At 50.3% G+C, this 15,905-nt stretch carries 14 protein-coding genes; 2 read left to right on the top strand and 12 right to left on the bottom strand.

Features of this window, described 5'->3' with window-relative positions:
• Window positions 1-32 precede the first annotated feature (32 nt).
• From NT239_05745 to uvrB, 3 genes are all read right to left on the bottom strand, one after another.
• Window positions 33-779, bottom strand: coding sequence for a basic amino acid ABC transporter substrate-binding protein (locus tag NT239_05745; GenBank protein XGA72343.1), 747 nt, complete (start codon window positions 777-779; stop codon window positions 33-35).
• A gap of 117 nt (window positions 780-896) precedes the next feature.
• On the bottom strand, window positions 897-1,445 hold the full coding sequence (locus NT239_05740; GenBank protein ID XGA72342.1) for a hypothetical protein: 549 nt from the start codon (window positions 1,443-1,445) through the stop codon (window positions 897-899).
• Between the two features lie 10 nt (window positions 1,446-1,455).
• Window positions 1,456-3,474, bottom strand: a complete 2,019-nt coding sequence (uvrB, locus tag NT239_05735; GenBank protein XGA72341.1) for an excinuclease ABC subunit UvrB — start codon at window positions 3,472-3,474, stop codon at window positions 1,456-1,458.
• A gap of 324 nt (window positions 3,475-3,798) precedes the next feature.
• Here uvrB and NT239_05730 point away from each other — a divergent pair, with 324 nt between their 5' ends.
• Complete coding sequence (locus NT239_05730; GenBank protein ID XGA72340.1) at window positions 3,799-4,608, top strand: transporter substrate-binding domain-containing protein; 810 nt, start codon at window positions 3,799-3,801, stop codon at window positions 4,606-4,608.
• Between the two features lie 130 nt (window positions 4,609-4,738).
• Here NT239_05730 and NT239_05725 read toward each other — a convergent pair whose 3' ends face one another.
• The 7 genes from NT239_05725 to NT239_05695 form a co-directional block, all read right to left on the bottom strand.
• On the bottom strand, window positions 4,739-6,157 hold the full coding sequence (locus NT239_05725; GenBank protein ID XGA72339.1) for an adenylate/guanylate cyclase domain-containing protein: 1,419 nt from the start codon (window positions 6,155-6,157) through the stop codon (window positions 4,739-4,741).
• 165 nt (window positions 6,158-6,322) lie between these two features.
• The gene (locus NT239_05720) at window positions 6,323-7,147 is read right to left on the bottom strand and encodes a hypothetical protein (GenBank protein XGA72338.1); all 825 of its coding nucleotides are present in this window, start codon (window positions 7,145-7,147) and stop codon (window positions 6,323-6,325) included.
• 234 nt (window positions 7,148-7,381) lie between these two features.
• The gene (acs, locus tag NT239_05715) at window positions 7,382-9,352 is read right to left on the bottom strand and encodes an acetate--CoA ligase (protein ID XGA72337.1); all 1,971 of its coding nucleotides are present in this window, start codon (window positions 9,350-9,352) and stop codon (window positions 7,382-7,384) included.
• 145 nt (window positions 9,353-9,497) lie between these two features.
• Entirely contained in the window at window positions 9,498-10,136 is a 639-nt protein-coding gene (locus tag NT239_05710; protein ID XGA72336.1) for a 3'-5' exonuclease, read from the bottom strand.
• Entirely contained in the window at window positions 10,133-11,932 is a 1,800-nt protein-coding gene (locus NT239_05705; GenBank protein XGA72335.1) for a DUF294 nucleotidyltransferase-like domain-containing protein, read from the bottom strand. The genes NT239_05710 and NT239_05705 overlap by 4 nt, the downstream gene beginning before the upstream one ends.
• Before the next feature lie 91 nt (window positions 11,933-12,023).
• Entirely contained in the window at window positions 12,024-13,838 is a 1,815-nt protein-coding gene (locus NT239_05700) for a cation acetate symporter (GenBank protein XGA72334.1), read from the bottom strand.
• Window positions 13,835-14,143, bottom strand: coding sequence for a DUF485 domain-containing protein (locus tag NT239_05695; GenBank protein ID XGA72333.1), 309 nt, complete (start codon window positions 14,141-14,143; stop codon window positions 13,835-13,837). The genes NT239_05700 and NT239_05695 overlap by 4 nt, the downstream gene beginning before the upstream one ends.
• Before the next feature lie 226 nt (window positions 14,144-14,369).
• On the opposite strand from NT239_05695, the gene NT239_05690 reads away from it, so the two are divergent.
• Window positions 14,370-15,257 (top strand): LysR family transcriptional regulator, encoded by an 888-nt coding sequence (locus NT239_05690; GenBank protein XGA72332.1) that lies wholly within the window; start codon window positions 14,370-14,372, stop codon window positions 15,255-15,257.
• A 116-nt stretch (window positions 15,258-15,373) separates the two neighbouring features.
• Here the strand turns inward: NT239_05690 and rpmG are convergent, their stop codons facing one another.
• Both rpmG and rpmB read right to left on the bottom strand, forming a co-directional pair.
• Window positions 15,374-15,529, bottom strand: coding sequence for a 50S ribosomal protein L33 (gene rpmG / locus NT239_05685; protein XGA72331.1), 156 nt, complete (start codon window positions 15,527-15,529; stop codon window positions 15,374-15,376).
• Between the two features lie 17 nt (window positions 15,530-15,546).
• Entirely contained in the window at window positions 15,547-15,780 is a 234-nt protein-coding gene (rpmB, locus tag NT239_05680; GenBank protein XGA72330.1) for a 50S ribosomal protein L28, read from the bottom strand.
• Window positions 15,781-15,905 lie beyond the last annotated feature (125 nt).

Below are 15,905 nucleotides of genomic sequence, written 5' to 3'. Positions count from 1 at the left end.
AAGTGGAACATTGCTTCGCAAGTTGGGCTGGCTTAGTTACCGAAGTATTGCTGATAGATTTTTTGGTAAGAGCCATCGGCTTTCGTCGCGGCCAAACCTTTATTGATTTGATCGAGCAGCGCTTTATTGCCTTTTTTCACCGCAATACCGTAGTACTCTTTGCTAAAGCTCGCGTCTTCGAGTGTTTTCAGCTTGTGGTTTTTATTGTTGGCCAAGTAGTTTTTCGCCACGCCATTGTCGGCCACCACGGCTTCAATACCGCCCGCGCGCAGTTCAGTTAGAGCCAGAACGATATTTTCATAGCGGCGAATATCTGAGCTGGTTTTGCCAAAGGCTTTTTGCGATACGGTGTCGCCAGTCGTACCATTTTGAACGCCGACTTTTTTGCCTTTCAAATCAGCGAGTTTGATCACTTTGCTGCCTTCGCGCACGATAATCAGCTGTTTGGCTTCAAAGTACGGTTCAGAAAAATCCATGCTCGCTTTGCGTTCTGGGGTAATCGTTACCGCCGCAATTACGATATCGCGCTCGCCATTATTCAAACCCGCAAACAGGCCTTCCCACGGGGTATTGACGATTTTGATTTTCAAGCCCGATTTCTGCGCGATGGCTTTGATCAAATCGGCATCAAAACCCACCACTTCTTTATTGTTATTCAGTGATTCAAACGGCGCGAAAGTCGCGTCGGTGCCCACGCTTAATACACGCTCAGCATGCGCTGGCGCAATCGATAAACCTAAAGCCAAAGCCAGGGTAGAAACTACGGTACGCAAATTCATCTTTCGCCTTTTTACTGCAGAAAAAAGCTCATTCTCATTGCTTTGTGTGTAAGCGGCAATCAGAGAAAGTACCACCATTGCCTTATGCATTTGTCATTAAATGTGGCGAAAATCGGCTTAAAAATGAAATTTGAGCTGCGCAGCGACAAAGCCTTCCACATCCACGGCTTGCACCGTCGGCACAATAAATAAATTCAAACCAACATGATGATCGGTTTCAAACGACAGCAAAAAACCGCCAGCTGGCACAATCGGATAGCCTTTATCAGTATTTTGATACCCGCTCACCAGACCGAGTGAGCCACCGGCGGCAAAACGCGCCGATGAACCAAGCGGGATTTGCAAAGGAGTCCACGCCACTTGCCCGTAAATCGACGCATCGCGCAGCGAATTGCGATACCCGCCGAGCATCCAGCGCCAAGTGCCGTTGCTGCGCTCAAGTCCGACGCCGTAGTTGTTTTCGTTCAGATTGTCGTCAATCACCGCCTGCCGATCAAAATGGCGCGTGTACACCGGAACGACCAGCCAAGTTTTCCAATCCTGCTCGGTATTCATGCCTTGTAGCATGGATGGCGTTGCGTCACCAAAGGCGTCGTTGGCCTGAACAGGGCTAGCTATACTTGTTGCGAGTATTGCGCTGTAGATCAATAAATTCAATAGCTTCATCGTAATACCCTTATTCGTGCCCAAACGCGCGATCGCGTAATTGCTTGAGCTCATCGCGCAATTGCGCGGCCTTTTCAAACTCCAAGTTCTGCGCGGCGTTGAGCATTTCTTTTTCGATGCGCTTGAGTTCTTTCGCCAAAGTCTTCTGATCCATCTCGGCTACAATGCGCTGCTTTTTCTCTTCGAGCCGCGCCGCTGTCGCTTCCTCGGCGTTATACACGCCGTCGATGATGTCCTTAATGCGTTTAACGACGCCGCGTGGCGTGATGTTGTTGGCCAAGTTAAACGCAATTTGTTTTTCACGGCGGCGCTGCGTTTCGCCGATGGCTTTTTCCATCGAATTGGTGATGCGGTCGGCGTACAAAATCGCCTTGCCGTTTAGATTACGCGCCGCGCGGCCTATGGTTTGAATCAAGCTGCGCTCGCTGCGCAAAAAGCCTTCCTTGTCGGCATCCAAAATTGCCACCAGCGATACTTCAGGAATATCCAAACCTTCGCGCAATAAGTTAATCCCGATCAGCACGTCAAACACGCCGAGGCGCAAATCGCGCAGGATTTCAACGCGCTCAACGGTATCAATATCCGAGTGCAAATAGCGCACTTTGATGCCGTGTTCGGCCAGATAATCGGTCAGTTGCTCGGACATTTTTTTGGTTAAAGTCGTCACCAAAACGCGCTCGCCAACGTCGGTGCGCAGTTTAATTTCGGACAGCAAATCATCCACCTGCGTACCGACTGGGCGCACTTCGATAATCGGGTCAACCAGGCCCGTCGGGCGCACGACTTGTTCGACGACTTGGCCCTGGTGCTGCGCTTCGTAATCGGCTGGCGTGGCTGAAACGAAAATCGTTTGCGGCATCAGCCGCTCGAATTCTTCAAATTTCAGCGGGCGGTTGTCCATTGCGGAGGGCAGGCGGAAACCGTAGTCGACGAGGTTTTCCTTGCGTGAACGGTCGCCCTTATACATCGCGCCGACTTGGCCTATCATCACGTGGCTTTCGTCCAAAATCATCAGCGCGTCTTTCGGGATGTAATCGAGCAGCGTCGGCGGCGCTTCGCCCGCCGGTTTGCCGGAAAAATGCCGCGAGTAGTTTTCAATGCCTTTGCAAAAGCCCATCTCGGTCAGCATTTCCAAGTCGAACCGCGTGCGCTGCTCCAAGCGTTGCGCCTCAACCAGTTTTTGCTCTTTGTAATAAAACGCCAAACGATCGCGCAGTTCGTCTTTGATCGTTTCAATCGCGCGCATGACGGTATCTCGCGGCGTGACATAGTGGCTGCTAGGGAAGATCGTATACCTACCCACCCTATTTTTTACGTGGCCGGTTAGCGGGTCGAACAGACTAATGCGCTCGATCTCGTCGTCAAACATCGACACGCGCACCGCAAGCTCGGCCGATTCGGCGGGAAAAATATCGATCACATCGCCGCGCACGCGGAACGTGCCGCGCGAAAAATCGAGCTCGTTTCTATCGTACTGCATCGTCGTGAGGCGTTTGATAATGTCGCGCTGACCTATGGTTTCGCCCTCGGCCAAATGCAAAATCATCGCGTGATACGAGCTAGGGTCGCCAATACCGTAAATCGCCGACACGGTCGCAACGATAATGCAATCGCGCCGCTCGAGCATCGCCTTGGTCGCAGACAGACGCATTTGCTCGATGTGCTCGTTAATCGCCGAGTCTTTTTCAATAAATAAATCGCGGCTCGGCACATAGGCTTCGGGCTGGTAGTAATCGTAATAACTGACGAAATACTCGACCGCGTTATTCGGGAAAAACTCGCGCATTTCGGCATACAGCTGCGCCGCCAGCGTTTTATTCGGCGCCATAATAATCGCCGGCCGCCCCGTGCGCGCGATCACGTTCGCCATCGTGTACGTCTTGCCCGAACCCGTTACGCCAAGCAAAGTTTGGTATTTCAAACCATCGTCCAAGCCTTCAATCAACTGGGCGATTGCAGTCGGCTGATCGCCTGCAGGCGGGAAGGGCTGGAATAGGTGGTAGGGCGAATTGGGGAATTCAACAAACATGGCGGCCGCACGGTGAAAAGGGCAATCGCATATTGTCGACGCAACTGAGTTTGCGTTCAAGTATGTTGAACGTTTGTACTATAAACGCAGCAATTGATGCGCAGTCACCATTGCGCTTTGGCAGGCATATTGCTCTGCTATGGAGCTGGGTATTGCTGCTTAAGGCTTGCTGCCAATATCCTGTACACATATACCCTGATAACTAAGGCATTGCGTCCTCATGCAATCCGAATAGCGCACGAATTGCCCATCTATGCTGTCGTAACTTCGGTGGCTGTGCCATAAATAGCCCATGAACAGTCACGATTTGAGCTGGGTGGCAAGATGACGACACTAATGCGCGGCATAATCGTTTTTGCTTTGAATTTGCTGTGTGCAATGACATGGGCGGCTTGCTCGCGCCCGATTATCGTCCCCGCAGCGCCAACGGGCTACAGCATTCGCATCGTCGATAATCAAGTGTCTGGCATTTATCCTGAATTGTTGCGTGAGCTGGGAAAGAAATACGGCTGCCAATTTGTTTTTCCCATTGTGCCGCGAGCTCGGGCTGAGGCGATGGTGTTTAATTCGGGCGAGGGCGATTTACTCTTGCCCGTAAGCCGTAACAGCACTCGCGATCAGAAGGGCGAGTTTTATTATTTAACGACCATCCGCCCTAGCTTGGTGTTTTTAAAGTCCAAACCGATTGCTGCCACATCATTGCAAGCGGTGCAGGCAAGCGTGAACTTAAAAGGCGCGTTTGTTCGTACCTATTCATACGGTGATGAATACAATCATTTTCTTGAGGTGCTTAAATCACAAAATCGGGTGACTTTGGTCAATGATATGGATGTGGTGGCCAAGTTGATAAATGCCCAACGGGCGGATTTTACCGTGGTGGCGGCGACAATTTTTGCGACGGAATTAGCGGATAACCCAGATTTAGCGACGCTGCGTGATCAGATTGAATTTGTTGGGCTTTCAGATATCGCAACGATTCAAAATGGCGTTTATTTAGGTAAAAGCTTGAATGCGCCCGATCATGCTTTGCTGCTAACGATGCTGTCGGAAGTGCACTTACAAAATTTGCTGCGGCCATTGCTGGAAAAATATTATTCCAAAGAATTGATTCAAGCGACCTTTGTGCGTAATTAAACGTGCGCGCCAAGAACCGTGTTCCCTATATGCCATACATAGAGGTCCGCAGTATTTTAATGTAGGTCTTTATATTTATGATTTACATGGTTATACGGGGTGGGGTATGTGATTTTCGCCTTGTTTCTACTTACGGGATTTCGTATACGGTGAAGTGATCACTCAGGCCGCGTAGCGGCAAGCGCCGCGCTTGCGGGATGAGCTGCTGCTCTTGCAATAATTGCACCACCGCAGCTTGTTGCATCACCGGTTCGGTGACGTAGATGCTTTGTGAGTCGGCTAACCCCTGCACCCGCGCGGCGATATTGACCGTTTGGCCAAAATAATCGAGCCTATCGTTCAGGGATACAGCAAGGCAAGAGCCCTCATGAATTCCGATTTTCACCAGCAAATCTTCGCGCCCGCGCGCGGCGTTCAGCTCGCGCATTGCGGCGCGCATTTGTAGGGCGGCGGCCACCGCGCGCTCTGGCGCGGCAAAAGTCGCCATGACCGCATCACCAATCGTTTTCACCACCGCACCGTGGGCGGCGTTTACGGCATCGGTCAATACGCTAAAGTGCGCGCGCACCAGATCAAAGGCCTGCAAATCACCGACACGCTCGTAAAGTTCGGTAGAGCCTTTCAGATCGGTAAACAAAAAACTCAAGCTGGTGAGCTTGAGGCGCTGATCAACGTCGAGCGTGTCGCCACGGTAAATATCGCGAAATGCCTGATTAGTTAATAAACGCGCGGCAGTTAAATACGGGCGGCGCTGGGCGATCATTTTTTTGAAAGAAGGGCCGCCAATATAAATACCGGGTAGCAGACGTTGCTGGGTGCGATTTTCTAAGGTCAGCCGCACTGGGCCGGGCCGCAGTTTGCGCGGAGGTAATTGCAATTCATCACAGGTGTACACGATGGATAAATCCTGCCTTTGTTCGGGCGGCTCACCGCGCACGTTGAGATGCAGCGCGGTGTGGGTGACGGGCTCGAACACCAGCAAATGATTGGGTTTTAGTTGCAAGGAGATCTGGCATTTTTCACCGGGGGATAATTCCACCGTGTCGAGCGCGATTTCGCTGGCAAGCTGATCAAATTCTTCGCCCTCGGGCATGATCAACCCTGAGCTCCAAAAGAATTGGCGCAGATATTCCCAAAAAGGCAGCGATTCAGGTTCATGCCCAGCAATATGGCGCACGCGGCGGTTAACGCTAAAGCTGGCTTCAACTATTTCATCCAGCGTGGGCGTGTAGCCCACACTGCAAATGACGCATTGATATTCATCGCGGTGCAAGGATTTGAGCGAAGCGTTGGCGCCGAGCACGCCACCACAACCGGGGCAGAGCAAATTCCACGAGAGATCGAATAAACCAGCACGCACTGCGTAAATAAAGCCGGTGATCGCATCCTCTTCATTCACGCCATAACGCGCGGCAAAAGTGAGCACATTGACACGATTTAAATCGCGATCACTGCCTTCTAAAATTAGCTGGCGCAATGCGCGGGTGAATGCGGGCGAGGTGCTTTGCGCTAGCGATTGAAAGCGTGTTTCCACTTCGGCATCAAACATTGCAAGCTCCAGTCTTCGGGGACAGCACTGAAGTCAAGCATAGCAATAAAGCCCTGTTTTTTCAGGGCTATATTGTTAGATGAATGGATGTTGTTGTGTTGATTTTGTTGGGGTATATGCTTGTGATTTATTTCAAATAATGCCTGGAGCTAAATACCGATTGATCTAGTGGGAAGTGTGATCTTCGTGAGCTTGTCCATGCGGTTCAATCCAGAAAACATGCGTTACCAGTTTGTGTCCACCACCAAAATCGAGCTCGTACGTCTGCAATTGTCCATTTCGATTGCTGCTCATCAATTTACCCCATTGTGCGGGGCCGCTAAAGTCAATGTCGTTCATCGCTGGTGGTAGTTGCGGGCTGCTGCTGGCACTGGCGCTATAGCTATTACTGCTATCGACATGCCCATAAATAATGTCTAGCTCTTCATAATCGTGCCAATTGGGCTTCATATTGTTTGGGTCTAATAGTGAGCCTCCTGGCGCATTGGTGTAATCCATGCAGCTACCTAAATTAGCATTGCTAAAATTTTCATCCTGATGCGCCAGACCAAATGTATGCCCCACTTCTTGGCACATTACCAAAGCACGCCATTCTGGCTTGTTGTAGGTGCTGGTATTAAAGTAGGTGTCGTTCATTTTGGTCGTGCCCTGCACAATATGTGTGCCACTAATCCAGACTTGGGCGATTCCTAACCAGCCTGTTTGCCCATAATTACTATTGCAGACTTGCACCGTCCCTTGTACCGCTTTGCAATTACGACCACTTGAGCCGGTGACAATGGTGGTTTTTACTTTGTTCGACATCGACCAGTCATTGCTGGCCGTAGCTAAATAACTATCCCAAGTGCTGTTGACGTTATCACCCAGTTTGATCGTAAATGGATTGCCTGTTCTGGCCCAGTGATAACCCGCCCAAGAATGCGTCGCTTCACTCGTGAGTGGCAGCAAGCACAGGGCGATTGCGAGGGTTTTAAATGTAGTTTGCAACATGATGCGCCTCCAGCTGGTGTGCACAATAGCGTAAATTGAGTCTACGCTTGTGCTCACGAAATGAAATGCAAAACTGGATAAAAGGCGAATAAAATCAGTTGCTTACTGTGTGTGTTTGTGGCTTGGGTTTTGAACGTGCTTTTGGCTGACAGGGCGCAAAAAAATACCCGCCATCCAATAGGACGGCGGGTTGAGTTACGGTGGTTTTTCCGTGAATTTTTGACTAGCTCGGACTTAGATTGCAGACTGACGCAATTGCTCCAGAATCGCTGGGTTTTCCAAAGTAGAAGTATCCGCAGTGATTTCCAGGCCCTTAGCGATGTCACGCAATAGGCGGCGCATGATCTTACCTGAGCGAGTTTTTGGCAGATTGTCGCCAAAACGGATCTCGTCTGGCTGAGCAATTTTACCGATTTCGTGAGCTACCCATTCACGCAGCTCTTTCGCGATACGTTTCGCATCGTCGCCTTCTGGGCGCGCGCCTTTTAGTACCACGTAGGCAACGACTGATTCGCCTTTGATATCGTGTGGTTTACCCACCACGGCCGCTTCGGCAACCAGTGGGTTCGCTACCAGCGCTGACTCGATTTCCATCGTGCCAAGGCGGTGGCCTGATACGTTCAATACGTCGTCGATACGGCCCATGATCCAGATGTAGCCGTTCTCATCGCGGTGCGCTGAGTCGCCAGCAAGGTAGAGCTTGCCGTTGTAGTCTTCTGGGAAGTAGGTTTTCTTAAAGCGATCTGGATCGCCCCAAATCGTGCGTACCATTGATGGCCATGGTTTGTTCACCACCAAGAAGCCGCCTTTGCCCAAATCAACTTGCGCGCCAGATTCATCAACGATGTCGGCCATAATGCCTGGAATTGGCAAGGTGCAAGAGCCTGGCTTGGTCGCAACCGCGCCTGGCAGTGGCGCAATCATGTTCGCGCCAGTTTCAGTTTGCCACCAAGTATCCACGATAGGGCAACGTGAGCCACCAACCACTTCGTAGTACCACATCCAAGCTTCTGGGTTGATCGGCTCGCCGACTGTGCCCAACAGACGCAGTGACGATAGATCATATTTCTTCGGCAAGTCGCCACCCAGTTTGATCAATGAGCGGATCGCAGTTGGTGCCGTGTAGAACGTGGTTACTTCGTGTTTTTCAATCATTTGCCAGAAGCGTGATGCATCTGGGTAAGTTGGTACGCCTTCAAATACCACTTGTGTCGCGCCGATGCCCAATGGACCGTAGGCGATGTAAGAGTGGCCAGTAATCCAACCCACGTCGGCCGTGCACCAGTAAACGTCGGTTTCTTTGTAGTCGAACACCCATTTCATCGTCACTTGTGTGCCGAGCAGGTAGCCTGCGGATGAGTGTTGAATGCCTTTTGGCTTACCGGTTGAGCCTGAAGTGTACAGAATGAACAGTGGGTGCTCAGCTTCAACCCATTCTGGTTCGCACGTGTCAGCTTGGTCTTTAACCAGCTTGTGCCACCAGATATTGCGCTCTTCGTTCCAGTGTTCTGGTTTAGTGCTAGTGCGTTGGAACACCACTACTTTTTGTACTGACTCGCAACCACCCAAGCCCAAAGCTTCGTCGGTGATTGATTTCAGTGGCGTTGCTTTACCGCCACGAACGGTTTCGTTCGCAGTGATGACAATTTTTGCTGCCGCGTCTTGAATACGATCGCGCAATGCTCCAGCCGAGAAGCCGCCGAATACCACTGAGTGGATTGCACCGATACGCGCACACGCTTGCATCGCAACTACAGCTTCAATCGTGTGTGGCATGTAGATGACAACGCGATCGCCCTTAGTAACGCCCAATGATTTCAAACCATTGGCAAACTGGCATACGCGGTGATACAGCTCGCGGTAGGTTACGCGAGTGACTGAGCCATCATCTGCTTCAAAAATGATCGCTACTTTATTCGCTTTGCTTTCCAAGTGACGGTCGATACAGTTGTACGACACGTTCATCACGCCGTCTTCAAACCATTTGAAGAATGGCGCGTTGTCTTGGTTCAATACTTTCGTGAATGGTTTTTTCCAGTCGAGCATGGATTTAGCCAAGTCGCCCCAGAAACCTTCGTAATCGTTGTTCGCTTTCTCGCACAGGGCGTTGTAGCCTTCCATGCCAGACACATTCGCGTTAACGCGGAAATCGTCCGATGGTGGGAATGAACGGGTTTCTTTCAAAACAGAATCGATACCACTCATGCTAAGTACTCCTGCAAGCCAAGTTGTGAAACAGTCTGTGGAAAATATCTATCGTCAACTGTATGCGCCTGTGCAATTCAAATCCAATTGTCTTTTTTGATGTGGCGAATCAGTCTGGCTGATGTGGTTTGTAAGTTGCTGTTACTTAAGTGCTATTAGGGTATTTTCTTAGCTTCTGAAAAATCATCGCCGCCATGAGCGCATCATTGAGCGGATCGTGGCGCGCTAATTGCGGCAATTGCAGCTCGTTTAAAATATGATCAAGTTTGAGATTCACTTCCGGGTTGTACGCACTCACCATGCGATCGTAATACAAACCGGAAACATCAATCGCGCGCTGCGGCAGTTCAATACCCAGCCAAGGTTTTAATTGCCGATTAATCACGGCCAGATCAAATTCAAGGTAATAACCGACCAAGGGGCGCGAGCCGATAAAGTGCAGCAATTGATGCAGCGCTTCTTCAATCGACACGCCGTGCGCTAGATCTTGCGCTCTAAGGCCATGAATCGGAATGCTCTTTGGGTCTAGCGCGCCAGAGGGTTTAATCAGCAAGGATAAATGCTGGGATAATTCGATTTTTGCGCCGACAATTCGCACCGCGGCGATGCTGATAATTTCGGCGCGTTGCGCGTCCAAACAACTGGTTTCGCAATCTAGGCTGACCCATTCTTGTTCGGGTTCGGGGGCAAATACAAAATCGTAGGCCGGATTTTTTAAGCGCTGCTGTAGCCAGCGTTGGCGCCAATAATGCGCTGAGAGCCAAGGCATTGCAGACGCGCTCATAGCTGATCCAGCTTAAAGTGGTGGCGTAAACGGGCGCGGAAGTTTTTTACAACACCAAATGCGTCTTTGAGTAATTCGCGCTCAAGTGCCGACAATTGCTGCAGGTCGATGTGGTTGATCGTGTTTTTGCCGCTAAAGTGCGCTTGCAAGCCGTATTTCAATTGTAGGCTTTGCAAAAAGCTCAAGGTTTCCGCCAAGTCTTGCGCTTGCGCGGCGGTAAACAGCGGGCTTGGGCTTAATAGGGCCAGGCGCTGATAACTGTTTTTTGCATCAATCCGCGCCTCTAGCGCCAGGCTGCGCAAACCGTGCGTGATCGGGAAAATACCGCCTTTTTTTAAATCGAGCGCACTTTTTTCGCCACGTTTCAGCAGGCGGGAGAATAAACCCAAGGGCGTGGGAAATTGCTCAATGGTGCGTGCGAAATGGCGCATAAAGGCAGTATTGCTATCTAGCCATTTATACAAATGGCTTTGCAGTTCATACAGTAGGGCTGTATTGCCGGCTACGGCGACGCCATCGAGCCAAATCGCCATTTTCATCATATTCTCGCCGCTCGGCGTGTAAGTCCAATCGTTGATTTGTTGTTTAAATTCGCTAACGCTTTTGCGCCATTCGGCTTGATTGAGCATGATGCCGCCCGGGCACAAGGGATAGCCGAACTCCAGCAAGGTGCGGTTAAAGGCTTGGCAAATATTATCCAGCTCTGGATGCGTGTAGCCATCGGCAATAATCAGCGCGTTGTCTTGATCGGTGCGCAAAATCTGCTCGCCACGCCCTTCGGAACCCAAAACCAGCACGCACACGTGTTCGAGCATTTCTGGCGGCGCGAGTAGGGTGAAGAGCTTGGCGAGCAATTTTTGCCGCAATTCACTAATCAGCTCGGCGATCAAAGTTACTTTCATGCCGCTATGATGCAATAGCTGAATCAACGGGATAAAACGGTTCGACGCGGCTTTTAGCTCATCAATTTGTGTGGCGCGTTCAATTTGCACGCTAATGCTGTGCGGATTATTGGCCAAGCTGGACAGTAGGCCAATTTGTTCCAATACGCCGATGATTTGGCCGTCTTCCTCAACTAAAACATGATGGATGCCTTGGCGTATCATCAAGATCATTGCCTGATGCAGCGTTTGCTCGGCGTTGATGCTATAGAGCTGAAAACTAGCGTGCTGCGCAACACTGGTTTGAGCGGGGATTAAGCCTTGAGCGACGACGCGGCGTAAATCGCTTTGGGTGAAAATGCCACGGCCTTGCTCGGTTTGAATCATGACCGAGCTAATTTGCTGCTCTTGCAAACGGCGCGCAGCGTCGAGCACGCTGGCGTCGCTGGGTATCTGATAAACCGTGCTCAGTTGTGCATCTCGCACGCGGTTCAGCATCAAGGTGGCTTGGCTGAGTTGATGGGGGCTGGGTGATAATTCCGCCATACGGCGTGCCACGTCTTGATAAAAATAGGCGGCAAAAGTGCTGTTTTGCTGGCTGAGCTGTAACACTGCTTGACGTGGAATGCTCCACAGCAGTGTATCTTCTTGCGCTATAAAGTCGTGCGCGCATTGCCCCTCGAGCAGTGCTTTACCCTCAAAAATTTCGTGTTCGGCAATGTACACGTCTTGATCTGCACCCCCGACCACCAAGCCTTTCATCACCACATACAAAGTCTGCATCGGGCTATTGGCGCGAATAATTTGGCTGCCCGCGGCGTAGTATTCGATATTTAGTTTTTTCGCCAGATCTCGCCGTTCGATCTCACTAAGGAGATCGAAAGGGGGGAATGAAAAATCAAAGCTGTGGGGCATGTTTTTTCCATTTTGTAGCACAAGGAAAAACGCCCCGACGTTCACACGTTGGGGCGCTTGCAATCACTCGTATTAGGAGTATTTGTCTGTATTAGTGTTCAGAAGCGCCTTCTGCACCAATACCTGTCATAGAGCGTACGAATTGTGGCTTGAATTTTTCTTTCTCAGCTTGGGCTTGCGTGCTGGTGTCGAGCACAGAGAACAACCAAGTGAAGAAGAACGCCGCAGTCATTGAGAACAAAGCTGGGTTTTTGTAGGCAAACAATTCAGAGCCTTTTGGATGGCCGAGAACGTCTACCCAAACTGCTGGTCCCAAGATAATCAACACGACAGCCGAGATCAAGCCGATTGCGCCGCCCAATACTGCACCGCGAGTAGTCAAACCTTTCCAGAACATCGACAAGAACAGAACTGGGAAGTTAGCCGAAGCTGCGATCGAGAACGCCAAGCCGACCATGAAGGCGATATTTTGTTTTTCGAACAAGATACCGAGCAACATCGCTACTACGCCGAGCGCCAAGGTGGTCATTTTCGATACGCGAATTTCATCCGCTTCGTTCGCTTTGCCTTTCTTGATTACCGAAGCGTACAGATCGTGCGATACCGCTGATGCGCCTGACAATGTTAAACCTGCCACCACCGCCAAGATCGTCGCAAACGCCACAGCAGAGATAAAGCCGAGGAACAAGTCACCGCCCACTGCGTCGGCCAAATGCACCGCAGCCATATTCGAGCCGCCAATCAGCGCGCCGGCCGCGTCTTTGAACTTCAAGCCCGCTTCGCCCGACAGCAAGATGATCGCGCCAAAACCGATGATGAAGGTCAGGATGTAGAAGTAGCCGATAAAGCCTGTCGCATAGAATACTGATTTACGAGCTTCTTTCGCATCCGCTACGGTGAAGAAGCGCATCAGAATGTGCGGCAAACCTGCGGTACCAAACATCAGAGCCAGACCGAGCGAGATTGCATCGATTGGATTCGATACCAAACCACCTGGTGCCATGATATTGGCTTTAGCGGCTTTCGCTGCTTTTTCTGCGGCTTCTGTCGCTGAAGCCACTGCTGCAGAAGCGTCTGGTGCGTTGGCGGCTACTGCTTTAGCGGCAACTTCAGAAGCAATTGCAGCTTTATTGGCTAAGGCCTGCGCACCTGCTTGTTTCACTTCAACCGCTTGTTGGAACATGGTTTCAAAGCTAAAGCCCGCATGTTTCATCACCATAAAGGCCATGAAGGTTGCGCCAGACAACAGCAAGATTGCCTTGATAATTTGTACCCAAGTCGTCGCCAACATGCCGCCGAACATCACGTACATCACCATCAAAATACCAACCAAGATAACGGCATAGGTGTAATCCAAACCGAACAAGAGCTGGATCAATTTACCTGCGCCAACCATTTGGGCAATCAGGTACAGCGCCACAACAACCAAAGTGCCGGTTGCCGCAAATACGCGTACTGGCGTTTGACCTAGACGATATGACGCCACGTCAGCAAAAGTGTATTTACCCAAGTTACGCAAACGCTCTGCGATCATAAAGGTAATCACTGGCCAGCCGACTAGAAAGCCGATCGAGTAGATCAAACCATCGTAGCCAGTGGTAAATACCATGGCCGAAATACCGAGGAAGGACGCTGCCGACATATAGTCACCGGCAATTGCCAAACCGTTTTGAAAGCCAGTAATACCGCCGCCAGCGGCGTAGAAATCTTTTGCTGAACGGGTGCGACGCGCGGCCCAGTAAGTGATACCGAGGGTAAATGCGACGAAGGCCAAGAACATAATAATGGCGTGAACGTTCAATTCACGTTTATGCACTTCGCCTTCGATTGCGCCGGCGGCCCAGCTTGGTACGCTTGCAAATGCCAGAAAAGCCGCAAAACCTAATTTTTCGTAGAGAGATTTCATTGTTTCGCTTCCTCAACCACTTCACGAGTCAGTTGGTCAAATTCGGTATTCGCGCGACGCACATAAATGCCTGTGAGCACAAAGGCCGAAATGATGACAAAAATGCCTAATGGAATGCCGATGGTGGTGACACCATTACTGATAGGGGTACCAAGTGTTGCAGGTGAAAAAGCGATCAGCAGAATAAAACCGTAGTAAATTGCCAACATCGCGAACGTGAGCATCCAAGAAAACTTAGAGCGAGTTGCTACGAGAGCGTGAAACTTAGGGTTATTCTGGACGCGTTCAATCATTGATTCATGCATACGCTGCCTCCTGTGAAGTGTAAAAAGCTAATGTCTAGCTATTCCCACGCCTAATGTAAGCCTGTGTAACAAGAAGAGGCTAATTGCTTTTTCTGATGTTCAGAATCACTGAAATTTATGATTGGTTGCGCAAGACTTACTTTATTGTTTGTAATCAAAGATTTTTAACTACATTTCACGGCAAGCTATCTGGCACGATGGGCAAGGTTTGGGTGATAATCGCCGTATGGAACTCTATCAATTACGAACTTTTGTGACCGTGGCGCAACAGGGGCATCTGACGCAAGCTGCTGAATTGTTGCACTTATCTCAACCTGCAGTAACGGCGCAGATTAAAGCGCTGGAGGAACAGTTTGGATTGGCGCTGTTTGAACGCTACCCAGGCGGCGTATCGCTCACCGAGGCGGGTAAGTTATTGATGCCGGAGGCCGAACAAATCTTGGCGCAATCGCGCGATTTGCTGCACAAAGCCAAAGCATTGCAGGGCGAACCAAAAGGCAAGGTGCGTATCGGGACGATTGGCGTTCCAGCGCGTTTGAAATTGGGAGCTTGGCTGTCGCTTTTACGTGACACTTATCCACTGATTACTGTGCAGACCACGCATGGAATTTCCGTTAGTGTGCTCAACGAAGTACGAAAAAAAACGCTCGATGGCGGTTTTTATCTCGGCCGGAATCCCTATCAAAATGTTCAAACTTTACCTTTGAGCGAAATTGGTTTTTGTATCGCTATGCCCGTGGCAATGGCGGCAGAATATCAGCATGCAGATTGGGCTAAATTGGGCGAGGCACCGTGGTTGGGCTTATCGCAGTACACTAGTTTGGCTGATATTTCACAGGAATTGTGGCGTAGTCAAAATATTGCGCCTAAAGTCGTTGGCGAGTTTGACGAAGAAGCGACCTTGCTCGAATTAATCAAGGCGGGAGTTGGGATGGCGATCTTGGCTGAACGTACCGCACAGCGCTTTGCCTCGGATGGCTCGATTGTGTTGTGGCGAAATGGTGAATTGGTGACCAAGGCGCCGCTGCAGTTTATTTACTCAGGCGATAGGGCGAGCGACCCGATGATGCATAAACTCTGCGCTACCTTAAAAACAATCTGGGGTATAGAGTAGGGGTATTGAGCTAAATAAAAAATGGGGTATGGCTTTTAAAGCAATACCCCATTTCTTTGGGCCAAACAAAAACCCTGCCGAAGCAGGGTTTCGAGTATGGTCACCAGAGCACTGAATTACTTCAGTTTGGTTTCCTTGTAGATCACGTGCTTGCGAGCAACGGGATCGAACTTCTTGATTTCCATCTTTTCTGGCATGGTACGTTTGTTTTTGGTCGTCGTGTAGAAGTGACCAGTACCTGCAGAAGATTCGAGCTTGATCTTATCGCGCATCTTAAATTACCTCGGAATTATAGTTCGCCGCGGGCGCGCAAGTCAGCCAATACTACGTCGATGCCTTTCTTGTCGATCAGGCGCAACGCAGCGTTTGAAACACGCAGACGGATGAAACGGTTTTCGCTCTCAACCCAGAAACGGCGTGATTGCAGATTCGGGAGGAAGCGGCGTTTTGTTTTGTTGTTGGCGTGGGAAACGTTATTCCCGGTCATCGGGCCTTTGCCGGTGACTTTGCATACTCGTGCCATGATTCTTGTCCTAACGTCGGAACTGGAAAAGTCCACGTTTATATCACAGATCGCCCCTAGAGTTCAAGTCATAGGTGCAAAATGCGGGGTTAATCGGAATAAGTTGTACCTAGGCTGAGGCATAA

Origin of the sequence: Chitinibacter sp. SCUT-21, assembly GCA_041874755.1 — a bacterium.
Taxonomy (GTDB): Bacteria; Pseudomonadota; Gammaproteobacteria; order Burkholderiales; family Chitinibacteraceae; genus Chitinibacter.
This window is presented reverse-complemented; position numbering and strand designations above follow the sequence as displayed.